The 15,280-nt window shown below is 57.2% G+C and carries 12 protein-coding genes; 9 read left to right on the top strand and 3 right to left on the bottom strand.

The annotated features are described in order from the left end of the window. Positions 1 to 6: 6 nt before the first annotated feature. Entirely contained in the window at positions 7 to 1,365 is a 1,359-nt protein-coding gene (locus ABCW42_RS05370; protein ID WP_423183879.1) for a DNA cytosine methyltransferase, read from the bottom strand. A gap of 532 nt (positions 1,366 to 1,897) precedes the next feature. Between ABCW42_RS05370 and ABCW42_RS05365 the strand changes: the two genes are divergently transcribed. The 7 genes from ABCW42_RS05365 to ABCW42_RS05335 all read left to right on the top strand — a co-directional run bounded on the left by ABCW42_RS05365 (position 1,898) and on the right by ABCW42_RS05335 (position 12,065). Beyond that, entirely contained in the window at positions 1,898 to 4,096 is a 2,199-nt protein-coding gene (locus tag ABCW42_RS05365; RefSeq protein ID WP_423183878.1) for a sensor histidine kinase, read from the top strand. Continuing rightward, a complete protein-coding gene (locus ABCW42_RS05360) occupies positions 4,093 to 5,247 on the top strand; it encodes a hypothetical protein (protein WP_423183877.1) in 1,155 nt (384 codons plus the stop codon). The genes ABCW42_RS05365 and ABCW42_RS05360 overlap by 4 nt, the downstream gene beginning before the upstream one ends. A 76-nt stretch (positions 5,248 to 5,323) precedes the next feature. Beyond that, positions 5,324 to 7,246, top strand: coding sequence for a GmrSD restriction endonuclease domain-containing protein (locus ABCW42_RS05355; RefSeq protein ID WP_423183876.1), 1,923 nt, complete (start codon positions 5,324 to 5,326; stop codon positions 7,244 to 7,246). A gap of 4 nt (positions 7,247 to 7,250) precedes the next feature. Then, positions 7,251 to 8,012, top strand: a complete 762-nt coding sequence (locus ABCW42_RS05350) for a helix-turn-helix domain-containing protein (RefSeq protein ID WP_423183875.1) — start codon at positions 7,251 to 7,253, stop codon at positions 8,010 to 8,012. 994 nt (positions 8,013 to 9,006) lie between these two features. Further along, a complete protein-coding gene (locus tag ABCW42_RS05345; protein WP_423183874.1) occupies positions 9,007 to 9,483 on the top strand; it encodes a hypothetical protein in 477 nt (158 codons plus the stop codon). An 865-nt stretch (positions 9,484 to 10,348) separates the two neighbouring features. Further along, on the top strand, positions 10,349 to 10,591 hold the full coding sequence (locus ABCW42_RS05340) for a hypothetical protein (protein ID WP_423183873.1): 243 nt from the start codon (positions 10,349 to 10,351) through the stop codon (positions 10,589 to 10,591). Between the two features lie 238 nt (positions 10,592 to 10,829). Then, positions 10,830 to 12,065: an MFS transporter gene (locus tag ABCW42_RS05335; RefSeq protein ID WP_423183872.1), complete on the top strand. Its 1,236-nt coding sequence runs from the start codon at positions 10,830 to 10,832 to the stop codon at positions 12,063 to 12,065. A 365-nt stretch (positions 12,066 to 12,430) separates the two neighbouring features. Here ABCW42_RS05335 and ABCW42_RS05330 read toward each other — a convergent pair whose 3' ends face one another. Then, positions 12,431 to 12,655: a hypothetical protein gene (locus ABCW42_RS05330; protein WP_423183871.1), complete on the bottom strand. Its 225-nt coding sequence runs from the start codon at positions 12,653 to 12,655 to the stop codon at positions 12,431 to 12,433. A gap of 248 nt (positions 12,656 to 12,903) precedes the next feature. Next, positions 12,904 to 13,467 carry a YceI family protein gene (locus tag ABCW42_RS05325; RefSeq protein WP_423183870.1) on the bottom strand — a complete coding sequence of 188 codons (564 nt, stop codon included), beginning with the start codon at positions 13,465 to 13,467 and terminating at the stop codon, positions 12,904 to 12,906. 174 nt (positions 13,468 to 13,641) lie between these two features. Here ABCW42_RS05325 and ABCW42_RS05320 point away from each other — a divergent pair, with 174 nt between their 5' ends. Continuing rightward, the gene (locus ABCW42_RS05320) at positions 13,642 to 14,184 is read left to right on the top strand and encodes a hypothetical protein (RefSeq protein ID WP_423183869.1); all 543 of its coding nucleotides are present in this window, start codon (positions 13,642 to 13,644) and stop codon (positions 14,182 to 14,184) included. 79 nt (positions 14,185 to 14,263) lie between these two features. Next, positions 14,264 to 15,238, top strand: coding sequence for an aldo/keto reductase (locus ABCW42_RS05315; protein ID WP_423183868.1), 975 nt, complete (start codon positions 14,264 to 14,266; stop codon positions 15,236 to 15,238). The last annotated feature ends 42 nt before the right edge of the window (positions 15,239 to 15,280 follow it).

Below are 15,280 nucleotides of genomic sequence, written 5' to 3'. Positions count from 1 at the left end.
ACGTACTCAAGAAGCCCTCACAGCCTCCAACGACGACAAGGCTTCCCCGATGCCTCGTGACATCGACTTCGCCAAGGCAAAAGCGACAAGCGGCGCAACAGCGTTCCCAATCTGACGAAACGCCGGATTCATTGTGCCGCAGAACTGAAATCCGTCGGGAAAGCTCTGAAGTCGAGCTGCCTCACGAACGGTAATCGTACGAGCTTGGCTAGAGTCGTAGTGTATGTGTGAGTACGTATCCTTTCCCAGATGGGCCATCAGTGTCCTGGCTGGAGCATTCGGCTCCATTTTTCGCCACTTGTTTGGAAACTTTGACGGATCATATGGAGGAACAAATTCCCTGAGCCGCGCCGGATCTGCTCCCCCAGCTTCCCAGAGCGATGTTGCCAAGGCGTGCGCCTCCGGGTATTGGTCTCCGGGCTTCATCTGCGCGAAGAGTCTCAGATCTCGTTCGCCTAGAGATCTCGTAACGTGATCAAATACCACGCCCTTGTTGTCAAATTTGGGCCAAGTACGCATTGCTGTTGCAAAATCACTCATCACAGCCGGGACGGGAGTTTCCACGGGAATATCAAATCGCCGTGCACCCCGGCGAAGGTGCTCCCTGATTCGGGGCAAATCCTGAATCGCATCCTTGGCTGTCACGGCAGGTCCCTGCTCAGGCGTTGCTTCAGCTTGAGGACGGTAGTAGGTGTGCGAGTTAACGTCCCCTAGAAGGCGCAGCGCGACATCCCGAGAGCTCTTGTATCCGCGCGGCAAATCTACCCAGTGAGTGGGGTCGGGAAAGCAGGGACGTGCATCCAGTTCCTCGGCATAGGCCATCAAGAAAAAGCGATCGCGTGTCTGAGGCACGCCATAGTTTGCCGCATTGATAAGTGTGTACGAAACGTTGTAACCCAAGCCTTGTAGGTACTCAGCCATTTCGTCACCCACGGACCGGCCGCCCTGATTCAAAACATCAGGCACGTTTTCTAACAAAACAGCTACCGGTTTCGTCTGTTCAATGACTCGCATTGCGTGAAGGTAGAGAGTGGTCCGGTCATCCAGCTTGAATGCTTCGGGGTGATCCATAACCTCTCGAAGCTTCGCCCTCCCTACACGGGTGAAGCTCGGGCATGGTGGCCCGCCCACGACAACGTCAACGCTGCTTTGGATTCCAGCTTCATCAACGCCGAGGAGTTCCTGAAGATCAAGAGTACGGATGTCTCGCGCCTTGCCGAAGTGTCCTTCGTTCTCCCCTGCATGGAAGTTCTTGGCATATGAGGCGGCCGCAAATGGGTCGTTCTCGACTCCACCCACCGAAACGAAACCGGCCCGCGTGAACCCTGCAGTCAGGCCTCCGCAGCCACTGAAAAGGTCCAGCATGCGTGGAGACCCACCATTCCTCAGGCGAGCAAGCTTGGTGTCAATTGGAGCATGAAGGGGTACAGCAGCAGACAACATGGAGTCTATCTTGCCCTACCTCACGGACAATACTCGCCTTACCCTCAAGTCAAGCGTCTGTGATCTGCGGCGGCCGACACAGCCGTTTCCTTGGTCAACGCCTAGCCAGTGCACCATCGCTCACCTATCCAGAGGTCGAAGGCCGTGAAGGAACCACGACGATTCATCGTGACTCTGTCATGGTGAACAGTCGAAGTTGAAACCGGTAGTGGCCATGGAGTGCCGTCGGCGTATGGGGCGGCCACCTTCCCTAACGGGCCTCTGACCGAGCAAAGCCGCTCACGGAAAGACGGGAACAAGTAGACATTTGGCGGGTTACTCCGATGCCCGCGCGTTCACCAGCGCGAATCCTTGCGCCACTGCTAGCATTGCCCCCGGAATAGGCGGATTGTGATCTCGGTAACCATGGGCGGAATTGCGTTGCCAAGGCGGGATGCCAGTAAGGATCGGTACCATGACAGAACTCCAAGCCCGGCAATCCGGCATCCTCCGGCCTCGCGCGCGGCTCGTCCACACTCTCGGAAGCGACTTAATAAGCAGCGAACGAGTCGCTCTGATTGAGCTTGTGAAAAATGCATACGACGCCGATGCAAGCAAGGTCGTGCTCCGTTTCAACGGCCCACTGGAGGAAGGCGCCGGCAGTGTTGAAGTCTGGGACAACGGCCATGGAATGTCATTTGACACTGTCCGAAAAGTTTGGTCCGAAATTGCCACACCCCACCGACGAGCAGCTATGAAAAGTGAAAGCGGAAATCGTCGCGTGCTCGGAGAAAAAGGCATTGGCCGTCTGGCAGCGTCGCGGATCGGCAACCGAACTGAGATAACCACGCGGCGCGCCAATGCGCCTGAGGTTGAAATTGGTATCGACTGGAGGAAATTCAACGAGGACGTCTATTTGGACCAAGTTACCTTTCCACTCAATGAAGGTCCTGCCGGTGTTTTCGCAGATGGCCTCGGCGAAGCGGCCAGCGTCCTAGGAGACGCTCACCCAGGCTCAGGCACGGTTGTTCGGATGAAAGAGCTGAAGAGTTCCTGGGAGGAGAACGATATTCGCCAACTTCGGCTGGCGCTGTCTCGACTTGCAGGTCCCGTTCCATCAGGTGAACTTGACGAAGAAATCGAACCCGATTTCGAAATTTCACTTGAGCTTCCTTCTGAATTTCGACATCTATCGGGCGTTGTAGAACCAAGCGATCTACTTATGCATCCTCATTACAGCATTTGCGGTGAAGTAAACGGCGACGGAGTGGCCGAACTAGTGTATGAGGAGTTGATCAGCGGCACTGCCTCAAGAGTAACGAAGACGGTCACTGTTCTTTCCAGAGACCGTACCGCAAGGCGAGCGCCCGCTTGCGGGCCTCTAAAGGTCGATATCAGAGCATGGGACTTGGACAAGACGGCATTCGACGCCACAAGGGGAAAGGTTAATTTCAAGTCGACAGATATCAAGGACTATCGCACGGAAATCAAGGAGCATTCCGGGGTCGGTCTATACCGCGATAAATTCCGAGTGCAGCCATTTGGCGATCCGACTTATGATTGGCTCAACCTGGATGCGCGTCGTGTAAATAATCCAACAACCCGCCTATCTAACAATCAGATTAGCGGATTTATCTTCATTAGCGCAGACCAAAATGACGGCCTGCGAGATCGCTCTCACCGTGAGGGTCTAATTGACACACACGAATACGAGGACCTTCAAAGTGTCGTATTATCCGTAATTGAGGAATTAGAGATTCGTAGACGGAACCACCGAAAAAAGCAGAAAGGCGCTTCTACCCGCGATCGACCTCGCGAAGGTGGTCTTTTTAGCGACTTCTCACTTGATTCGCTTCACGAGCTCTCCCGCTTGCGCTCAAATGATCCCGAGCTAAAAAAGGCAGTGAAAGAAGTGGAAGCGTCTGTTCAGGCAGGAATTCAGAATGTCAAGGAAGCTCTTTCGCGGTTTAGCCGTCTAGCGACTCTTGGCTCTGTTGTAGACATCGTTTTGCACGAAGGACGAGGTGCTGTGGGTCGCATCAAAACATCTGCTCTCGTGCTCGCAAAAGCCGCTCAGATGGTGGACGACCACGCTTCGACCATGGCGAGAATTGTGAAAACACAAGCCCCGGGCATTCTGACGGGCGCCGATACGCTGACAAACCTGTTCAAACGGATCGAACCGCTGTCTGGACGGCGACGCGGGAGACCTCGGAGGACCGGACTTACCAAGCTGGTGGACTCGGCTTGCGGCCTCCTTGAGCCCGAATTCGCAAGACTCGACATCGCAGTAACTCGGCGCGTGCACGAAGAGATCGTCACAGTTGACGAAGGCGAAATCATGCATGTGTTAGTGAATCTCCTTGATAACGCTTGTTACTGGTTGACCCACGTTGACAAATCACAGCGCAAGATATTAATTGAGGCCGGGCGAGTGGACGATGGCAACGTGGTGTTTCGCGTCAGCGATAGTGGACCTGGTGTGCCGCCGGAGGCACGAGAGGAAATTTTCGAGGCCTATTACTCACGAAAGCCTGATGGCACTGGCCTTGGACTCGCCATCGCCGGTTCAACAGTTCAGGATTTCTACGATGGCTCTTTGGAGTTGATTCCTTCGAAGGAATTACCCGGGGCTAGTTTTCAGGTAACTCTCAGACGAAGGGTAGGCGAGTGACCGAGAACAGACAATTTCGGATTCTCGTTGTTGATGACAAACAGGAGCACCTGGACAGCCTAAAGGCTGCGATTCCTGTGATGCTAAGCGACTTGGGAAACGTAGAAGTTGAAACTCGAAGTTCCTTTCCAGAAGCAGAACTTGAGCTGGGTTCTCCTCAGAGTCATTACGATGCTGTAGTACTCGACGTGATGAACGGCGACCCAGCTACTGACGGCTACGAGCCCACCCAAGGTGTGGATCTATACAAACGCCTGAGAGAGGTCCGGTGGGTTCCCGTTGTGTTCTACACTGGCCTACCTGGCCAATGCGATGGTCTTCACACACCGCCGCTGGTCGCTGTCGTAAGCAAAGATGAACCCAGCGAACTGTTCGAACAATTGCGCGCTGCTTTAGAATCCGGAGCGAGCCGCACCGCCCGGGAACTGCTTCATAAGTTGGACTCGAGATTGCGGGGCTTCCTCGGTTTACATGCGGCCCCGAACTGGAATGCCTACCAGAAACTGGATCCACAGGAGATTGAGCGAGTCCTCGTCGGCCGCCTAGCAGCATACCTCCGGGACTGGGACGAGCCGGCAAAGAGTGGCGAGAGCGAACCGATCGGACACGTGGCCGTTCCCGCATCGTATTACTTGCTACCGCCCTTGAATGGCTCCGGTTTTCGCGCAGGAAGCATACTAAAGCACGGAGCCGAATGGTGGATCGTCCTCACACCCACTTGTGATCTTTATACCAACGCAAGTACCCTGAAACAGGGTGAGAAATTGCGTTCACCAAAAGCCAGCCGTGTATTGCTTGCCAGACTCTCGATGGTAGATACGCACCCGAAGATACAGAAGTTCCTTAACGACGGAAGTGGAATCGGCGAGGCTAGGAGAGTGCTCAGCGGCCACCAGGATGAGACTAGATGGTTTTATTTGCCGTCCTTTCTCTCGATCCCAAATCTACTCGTCGACTTGGAATTCCTTCAGACTGAACCTCATAGTGTCCTCGAAGACCCAGAATGGGAAAGGATCGCCGACCTCGATACCCCCTACATTGAGTCTTTGCTTGCTCGGCAGAGCCACTGGCGTGGCAGAATTGGCAAACCCGATTTAGATTGGACAATTCAACTGAACTCTTTGAAGCCTGAAGACCCAAACCAGCCTTAGAATCCTCGCTGTGTTGAGATCTCTATGCACGCAAAACAAATTAAAGTAACCCGGGACTACAGTATTCGGAGGAGAATTGGGAAAGCTAGTTGTCGAATCCATCGGGATTGCAGATCTCCTAACACGTCTTCGCACAAACGCTTGGCTTATTCCCTCCTTCCAGCGCGACTTCGTTTGGTCGGAGTCAGACGTGACGAGCTTGGTACTCTCCGTAATCGAGGCTAGGCCAATTGGTATGGCGACGCTGTGGGAGCAGCCGCACGACGGAGACCTAAAACTTGTTCCCGCCTCCATTGATGACACTCAAAACGGCGTTTCCACCTCGGCCACGCTTGGCAGCGGAGAAGACTCAAGACCAAATAAGTTCTACGCTGTCCTGGACGGCCGCCAGAGAGCAACCGCCCTTGCTATGGCTTTTGGCGGGTTACGGGCAACTGACGCTAGGCGAAAATTCTCCGGTCGTTATTTCCTTGACGTCACCCAGGAAGATGTCTCCGAGCGGGTACGCTATTTCAAGGAAAGTCATGTCAAGGCCAACAAGTTCGATCAATTGAGTGTTTGCGTGGGCGCCGGCCTCTTTCCTCTAGCGAGTGACGATCATAAGGGCCTAATGGGCCAATGGATGAGCTATTTGCAGGAAATTAAGAATCCCTCGAACTACCCCAATGGTGAGCTCCCAGAGGCCGCTATCCTCGAATTGAGAAATTCTATTCTTATGCAGGCATTCGAAGGAATTAACGAAACTGTACTAGCCGTGTACATTGTTCCTGCCGATTATAATCTCGGTGAAATCTGCGAGATCTTTGAGACTCTCAATACGACTGGTACCAAAGTATCCACCGTCGATCTTCTGCATAGCTGGCTTTACAACGACACAAAAGATGATGGCGAAACCATCTTTCTTCGAGAATGGATCGATGATTTAGGGCAGGTTGAGGGAGCTGTCGGCTGGGCGTCAAAGTCATCACGCCCAGAAATAATCGCCCAAATGGCTACAGCCTGCTATTTCATGATTGATGATGTGGATAAACCACTACCGCGGGCGGTAGGAGGCGGAAAAGGTCAGCCAAAGATCACTGCGCTGAAGGCCAGTGATCTCCTCGCGACGCCGACCAAATTTTGGAAGGATATTGTTTCTCACGGCCGTGACGTTGCAGGATACATCGGCGACTTTCAAAGATGCGTTAGCGACGCGTATTTTCAACTTTCTGAATGCCCGTACCCGGTTACTATGGCCATGTACGCCTCTCTACGCTGGTACATGGATCACGATAGCCGTTATTCGAATCAATGGACGCAGGAGGAGCTCGACGGTATTTTCAAGGCCTTCTTTTGGAGGAACTCCCTGTCGGGCCGGTACGATCAAGGGTTCCTAAGTCAGAGCTCCACTGACTTGCGCGCTCTCAAGGAAGTTCTGTTCCAACGGTCAAAGGCAACTAACGCCAACGCATGGGCCGCCGATGCAAATGATTTTCTTTCCAGGAGCATTGGCCTTGTCCCTGATCAGGAAGGCTTAGTGAGGCTTCTCCTAGAGGCGAAACCCGCCGGAGCACTAGGACGCGCACTCAGTCTTCCTGTTCGAACCAAGCCCCTAGTGGACCTGCTCGAGCCAGGGACCAAAATAACCTACCCGAGCACTAAACCGGTGGAACTCCACCACATTTATCCCAGGGCATGGTGCGCCAACAACCAACATGGATCGCTTGGGGAAATTTTGGACCCTAATAAAGCCGACTATGACTACGCGCGTTCGGTCGCGAACCTCACACCTCTCACCCGCGAAAGCAATAATGCTTGGCGCGCACAAACCCCTGGCCAGGCATTGGCATCAATGGACATGGAGTACGCGGTTTCGAAAAATCGCCTCGATTCGCATTTCATTTCTCAAGAGGGTTATGACTTACTCACTGCCGACGAACCGGATCCTCTGCATTTCTGGGAAAATCGGGCTGCATTGATAGCTGAGGATCTGATTTCAAGATGCATCGTAACCTTGTGAGAAAATGGCTGTAGATATCGCGCCGGCTCTAGCCGAAATCGTGGCGCGCGCTTACACCACCGGCGTCGAAACTTCCATTGAGAAGCTATCTGAACTCCTTGATTTGGGCCAAGTCGGCAGACTTTCGGCGGCCATCAAGGTGGTGGAATTCATGGAAATGTTTCACCTAGAACTCGCTCCATCTCCGATGGAAGGGGAATTTGGCTCTGTACGGGTGCTTCGGTCGAAGTTGTCCTCCACCGACCCGCTTAACAATATGCGTCAGCTATTGCTACAGGGAGAAGGTCCCTCGGTCGAGTTCAAGAGTTCGATGTTTTGCTCGATTAGAGACTGGCAAACGTCCGGCAAGCGCCTCGAGATTCAGGCGCTGCAGGGTGAGATCCTTAAGACGGTTTGCGCCTTTCTGAATACCGACGGGGGTGACCTCTTCGTAGGAGTAGACGATGATGGACATTCGTGTGGTGGCCTCCAATTGGACTTGGAGCTCAAGAAGTGGTCACTCGACAAATGGCAGCTGCATTTTCAGGCACTCATAAGTGGACTCTTTCAAGACGGCGGACAGGTTCAGCCATTTTTGCGCGGAACGATGATGGAAATCGATGCTCTACCTGTATTCCACGTTTCTGTCATGCCTCGCCGCACTCGCAGCTTCGTACGACGTGCCAAGGGCCAACCTTATGAATACTTTGTACGAAACGGCCCACGCACGGACAGTCTCGACCTTCCTAACTTCTATGCGCACTTATCAAGTTACCTCGATAGTTAGCTCTCTTCACTGAGCTTGGCTCTGTAAGAGCAAGTGATCCTTTCCTTAGGATCTCTCTGGATTCTAAACTGACTTAGGAATCTCCCCGTCGGCCCTGATTGTCCGGGCGCTCGTACGCGCCGTTTAGGGGCTCTTGATCGGTAACTGGGCAAGCGATTGGTTTCTTGCTTGAACTCCGCTAATTGTGGTAAGCGTAGCTGCGAACGCTGTTTCTACATTTGCTTCCGATATCAGGGCCGTCACCCCACTAATGGCTCCAACAGAGTGATTTGCGTCTAACCTAGGGTCCCTTCCCGCAATTTGCGCCGCTGAGCTTCCAGCCAGGGCCCGAGCCGAGCATGCTCGGGAAGGTCCAAGCGAGCATGGGGAATACGCCCATAGTCGGCGCGATAGGCCAGCACTTCCTCGAGTTTCGCGACCCATCGTTTCGACACAGAGCAGTTGTCCAGGGCTATTGCTGGGAGACTCGCACGGTGAATTTCGGCGATCTTCGGAACGGCCCGGGTATAGCGGCGAAGTCGATTCTGCACAGCATTGGGAGGAGCTCCACACGCTGTAGCAATGCAGCTTGGCGTGACACGCGAGAGGAACATGTGCAGTCAGTCCCTGTGCATTTGCCGACGAAGGCTGCCGAACGGAACCAGCTGTAAGTGCAGCCTCCGACATTTCGCCAGACAGCGCACGTTGTGGCGCGTGGGGTTCTTCGCTCCCGTGTCCTTGCATCCGGCGCAGCATTTACTGCCGCTGCGAGGGGATGCCGTAAGACTCCGCTCAAACTTCGCCACCAGCACCGGCGCCCTCTTCTTGTACGAAACAGGGTAGGTTGAGATTACCGCGACGGTCGATCTTATCGCGCATGTTTGATGGGGGCCCAGTGGTTGATCAGTACCAGTTAGCGGCAGTTTCAAAGGCTGCAAAACAAATACCCGCGAAGTACTTTTCTGCATGGCCCGGCGGATAGCCAGACGAAATCGGTTCGTCGTTAGTCGACGCGGTGTACTCGATCCGATCTGTATATAAGACAAAGGACAGTACCAGGGGCGTTCTCGGCAGACTTAAACTATTCCGCGAATTGTATCCCGAGGCGACAAACAATCTTCAAACTGTTAAGGAGTTGAGGGAGAAGACCATCAGCGAAATCATGGGCAACGGAAAGACCGGTGGGCGCTATAAAAGGGAGTGCGTGGTTGCGGCGGCCGACAACTTCCTTCGCCTGAACCAGCCTGTCATAGCCGCCCATGAGCTACGGGCACTTGATCTTCAGCACAAGCGGGCCTACACGGACGTTCGCGGTCTAGGTGACGTGACGTACGAGTACTTCACAATGCTGCTCGGCCAGCCCGGAGTAAAGGCGGACACCATGGTCAGAGGCTTCGTTGATGCAGCGCTGAAGGAGCAACGTATGAGACCTGTAAGTGCTGATGAAGCCCGGGAACTCGTTGCGGCAGTGCAAGCTGCGGCGCATCCATAGGTCGAATTGCACAAATTCGACCACGGCATTTGGCTATACCAGCGCGAACGCAACAAGCTGAAGAAAGACCTCTAAGGTCTGTTAAGACCGTAACGACGACCTCTCCTGGGGCTACTGTTACCGGTGCCACTACCCTGTTTCTCACGAGCACCCGAGACACACTGGTACAGATCGGGGACCTGCCGCCCCTCGGCAGGCCAGACAACCGCGCGCTGCTCTTGGCGTACATCACGTCGCTGGCTCAAGTCTCGTTTACCCAGCCAACTGCTTGAACTGCTTTGACGTCGAACCCAAAGCCATCCGACTCATTGGAGCCGCCTCACGGAGCACGGGCTCTGATTCGCCGACGCGCCTTCCTGGAATGGCTGTCGCGCCAAAGCCGCCCAGCCTTGGAGCGTCCGATACATCCCTCGGCTGACCTGGCTCCCGTATCGGGTCAACTTCTTGAAGACCTCCCAGGAACCCCTTCGACGCGCGTTGGTGCCGGCCTGCCGTTCGCCGAACGCCAGCCCGCGGTCGTGCTCTCACATGGGTCGGCCGGGTCACGACGGCAGGATCATCCCCAGCGGCTGTGCGCAGGCTTGAGGGCCGACGTCGGGATTCCCACGGGAGCTGGTGTGTCGGCAGTGATAAAGATCCATTACATAGCGCCGGAGGAGCCGATCGGCGACCGACGATTGCGGCGGTGATTCCAGGACATCGATAGCTGCGGCCAAGGGTTCCTGACTGTCTGGAAGACCTGCTTCAGGTGGCGGTGGGCAACGGCCGGCATGTTGCGGCGGCAACGCGGTCTCCCCCACCTCAGGGATCGATGACCACATCCTGAACATCTACGCCATGCTGGCTTGGCCCGCTGCGGGAGCACGTGATCGCACGGTTGCTCAAGGACGGAAGCTTCATCGACCACGACCGGGGGTACCACCTGACCAGCCGGTGTGTCCGGCTGGTCACGGAGCCGCCGCTGCCGGTGAACCTCAACGACGAGATTGCGACCATCACGCTGGTCGGTTTCGCTGTTCAGCGCAACGCCGCCAACGTGGTGGTCCCCCAGAGCAGCACCAGCGCATTGTTCGACGGACCGGGCGCCGCGAACTGGCCGCCCAGCTGAAAGCCAGCACAATGCGGCGCCGGTGGATCCCTGAGGATCCCCTCCGGGCCAACAGAGCGGAGCTCATGGCCGGTCTCGTGTGCCGCAGGAGCTCTGACTCTGGAACGAGATGTCTGGCCTGGATCTTCAACTTAAACAGGGCCTGCCGCACAGTGAATATATCAGGTAACTTAGTCCGCAGGACTCTGGCATAGGCGCCGTCCTCATACCCACCCCTTTTGAATGGATCCGCTCCCCCATGTCTTCCGCCCTGCCCTTGCCTGCGCCCAAACGCTTCCCGATCGCCGCGATGCTGGTCCTTGCCACTACCGGTTTCATGGCCATCACCACGGAGCTTCTGACGTCGGGTCTATTGCCCCAGATCAGCGTTGGCCTGGACGTGTCCGAACCCGTCGCGGGTTACCTTGCGGCCGCCTATGCCGCCGTCATCGTGGTCACGGTGATCCCTGCTGCCCGTCTGCTGGGCAGGGTCCCAAAGAAGACCCTGCTCGTATCACTTGTCCTCACCTTCGCACTGAGCAACGTGCTCGTCGGCCTCGCCCCCAATTTCGCGGCGGCCATGGGCGGCCGACTGGTTGGTGGTCTGGCCCACGGCCTGCTCTGGACCACCATGGCGCCGTTCGTCTCACGCGTAGTCCCGGCCGACAAAGTAGGCAAGGCCTTGGCCATTGTCTTCAGCGGCAACAGCCTGGGCATGGCCATCGGCGCTCCCGTCGGCACCGCCCTGGGCACGCTCCTCGGATGGCGCGCGGCCTTCCTCTTCCTGGCCGGCTTCGGCCTGCTGCTGACCGGCCTGGCTCTCTGGCTGCTCCCCCAAGTCCGACGGATCCCCGACGCCGTCCGCCCCTCCATGCGCATGGCCATCGCCCAGCCTGGCGTGAAAGCGGTCGCGATCGCCTGGCCACTGTTGGTGCTCGCGCACTTCGCGCTCTTCACCTACATCGCACCGTTCATCCGCGAAGCCGGCCTGCCCGACTACGCCATCAGCCTCTCCCTCACCGTCCTCGGAGCCTCCGGCCTGATCGGCATCTGGATCGCGGGCATCACCGTTGACTCCCGCCCTCGCCGTTCGCTGTTAATTACGACGGCGGCAATCGCCATCGCGATGCTCCTCCTGCCGCTCGGTGGAGGAACAGTTCCCGGCGCCATGGTCCTCATGACTGTCTGGGGCGCGGGCCTCGGCGCGATCGGCATCTACAATCAGGCAGCCATCCTCCGCGCGGGAGGCGAATACCGGGATGCCGCCAACGGCCTCACCGTTCTTACCATCCAACTCGGCATCACCATCGGTGCGCTCTACGGCTCCGCCGCCTTGGTCCTGACCGGCCCGCTCATGGTGCCGGTCGCAGCGGCGCTGCCAGTCGTCGTCGCGCTCGTCATCACGCTGGCCGGCAAGCGGCACGCCTACCCACCCGGCCGGAAAGAATCCGGCCGGTCAGCACAGAAGGTCAAGGAATCGGTGGACCAGCACTAAGCCGGTCGTGAGACAACGTTCGACGCTCACCCTGGCCCCTCGGCTGGAACACGCGGGCTGATCCGCGGTTCCCTTCCCGGAGGGGTCTCCGGATGCGCTCGATGAAGCCCATCCCGGCTTGACTTGCGTCAGGGCGGATTGCTCTCTAGCGTGACCTGAACCGGACGCCACTGACGAGCTGGTGTCGTTGTATTTGCTCTTTTTGAGCAGCTGAAAACTAAGAGTTTGGGGATCTTAGATGGTTCACGCAACACGCATTCGGAAACAACTCTGCACGAGGGGCTTCTCCCGTCCTATGGCCGCTATTGGCATCGATTTCAATCGAGGTTGCTCATGAGTACAACAACGCATCTGACCGCGCGAGCCTATTGGCTGCCACTGTCAGCCTTGTTCGGGGTGACCATTAGCGTCGTGGCGATGACCGATCCTCGTGGTCGGTGATTATGGTTGCCGCGTTCCTGTTGTTTGTAGTCATACAAGGCATCCACTATGGCCAGATCGGCCGCAAAATCCAGGGGAAGCTTGCTTCGGCCGGTCCGGGAGTCGGTATTCTCGGTGCCGTATTCGGCGGTGCTGCTGTTCTCGTCCACGGCACGCCGGTAGCCTTCTGGGCAGGGCCAGCCCTCGGATTGATCACCTTCGCAGTTACCTATCTTTACCTTCAGCGATTCGGGCGTTTCTACAGGAGATCTTCCGAGACGACATCATGACAAATACGCGATAAACATTGGAAAAGCCGCACTGGTGCCCAAGGCCCAGTGCGGCTTTCTTGTTGCGTCAGGGCAGCGACTAAAGTTTGAGCTTTTCAGCTGTGCCTGGGGTGGCGGGCTTCGCCGGATTACTCAGCGGCGACAGGCTCCGTCTGCTTGACCAAGGCGGCTTCGAGGTTGATTTTTACTTTGTCGCTCACCAGGAAGCCACCGGTCTCCAGGGCCGCGTTCCACGTCAGCCCGAAGTCCTTGCGGCTGATCTCGGTCTCAGCGGAGAACCCAGCGCGGGTTGCTCCGAAAGGATCAACAGCGACGCCCGTGAACTCGACTTCAAGCTCAACCGGCTTGGTGATCCCACGGATGGTGAGGTCGCCCGTGAGCGTGTAATCCTCGCCGTCGCCCTCCACGCTGGTGGCTCGGAAGGTCATTTCCGGGAACTGTTCGACGTCGAAGAAGTCGCCGCCGCGGACGTGGGCGTCGCGGTTGGCATCGCCGGAATCGAAGCTGGCGGTCTTCACTGTCGCGTGGAGGGACGCGTCGGCCAATGACTCGCGAACGCGGGCTTCTGCGCTGGCGTCCGTGAAGCGGCCCCGGACCTTGCTGATGCCGGCATGCCGGACGCTGAAGCCAATCTCGCTGTGGGACATGTCCAGCAACCACGTGCCGGAAGTCAGACCTGAGGGAAGAGTCATAATGGATCTCCTGATTCGCAAGAATTTCGCTTGGATCGGTCCTTCCCACCTTTGTTGACTCCCTCGCTGGAGTCAAGGATTCCGAGGTGGCTTGCGGGGAACTCCCAGTTGACTGAGTTTGCGGAGTCGGATGGGTTTGCGGACAACCACCGCGAGGCGGGGCTAAAGTGTTGCATGGCTCCGAAAGGACAGACGATCAGGCGCTTGCTCAAGGTGGTCTATTTTGTCGGAGCGCTTGCGATTTCTTTCGTCTTGGTGATGCTCGACGGGAAGTGGCCTGAATCAATTCCCGTGTACCTTGCCTTTTGGGTGGCCGGCTGGATTGTGCCACCGATAGTAGCCCGCGTAATCAACCGGGTCAGGTTCAAATTATGGCGGAGGCGCGGGTGGACGGAGGTCTGGGTTCGTTCGCCGGAGCCGTTGCCCGGTGGTCTAGCCGACAAATGGGCGCGCGGCCTGATTTCCGTGCGCGCACCGCTTGTGGACTTCCTGACAGACGAATCCCGGGAAGGACCGTGGGTCAAACCCGCAAGTTTCCTCGTCAGTGGCCCGATTGCACGGGATCGCAAGCGCCTGAAGGTGTGGGATTTCATGGCCCTCAACTTCGAGCCTGGCATCCGTGTGGTTTCGCTCCAGACCACGCGCGGGGCAATCGATGTGGCCGGGTACCCGGAAGCCCTGGCCGAGCTTGAGTCAGAACTGTTCGGGTGCCTATAGTGGCGGTCTACGCACCCTCTCTGAGCCCAGTCCCGTTTTGAGCACCGTCCAGCACATTCCGCGATTACGGAGAGTACCCATGGAAAACCGCACGCTTGGATCATTGACTGTCTCCGCCCTCGGCCTCGGCTGCATGGGCATGAGCGAGTTTTACGGACACGGCGACGAGCAAGAATCCATCGCCACCATCCACGCGTTTCTCGACGCCGGCGGCAGCCTCCTGGACACCGCCGACATGTACGGGCCATTCACTAACGAGAAGCTCGTAGGCAAGGCGATCGCCGACCGTCGTGCCGACGTCGTAGTTGCCACGAAGTTCGGGAACGAACGGCACGAAGACGGCTCCTTCGCGGGTATCAACGGCAAGCCTGAGTACGTGCGAGCCGCGTGCGACGCCAGCCTTCAGCGCCTCGGCGTGGACCACATCGACCTGTATTACCAGCACCGCGTGGACAAGACGGTGCCCATCGAAGACACCGTCGGTGCCATGGCCGAGCTGGTCCAGGCAGGCAAGGTCCGCCACTTGGGACTGTCCGAGGCTTCCGCGGAGACCATCCGACGCGCCCACGCCGTTCATCCCATTACAGCCCTTCAAACCGAATACTCCCTCTGGGAGCGCGAACCCGAGACGAAAGTCTTCCCGGTCCTGGCCGAGCTGGGCATCGGCTTCGTCCCCTACAGCCCACTGGGTCGCGGCTTCCTGACCGGGCAAATCCGCACGCCCGAGGACTTCGCTGAGAACGACTTCCGCAGGCACTCACCACGCTTCCAAGGCGACAACTTCGCCCGCAACCTGCAGCTCGTTGACCGGGTCACAGAACTGGCCGACGAAAAGCAATGCACGCCCGGGCAGCTCGCTCTTGCTTGGCTGCTGGCCCAGGGCGAGCACATCGTCCCGATCCCCGGCACCAAGAAGCGCGAACGACTGGCAGAGAACCTCGGCGCGACCGCCGTCGAACTCTCCAAAGAGGACCTCAAGCGGCTTGACGAGCTCGCGCCCGCGGGCGCCACGGCTGGAGCCCGCTACCCGAACATGTCGAGCATCGATACGTAAGTCCTTCGCCTGTTCTGCGTGACTGCTGACGGAGCAGTAGGC

This window comes from Arthrobacter sp. NyZ413 (genome assembly GCF_049390645.1).
GTDB lineage: Bacteria > Actinomycetota > Actinomycetes > Actinomycetales > Micrococcaceae > Arthrobacter.
Note: the sequence above shows the minus strand (reverse complement) of the source record. Positions and strands in the feature narration are given on the sequence as shown.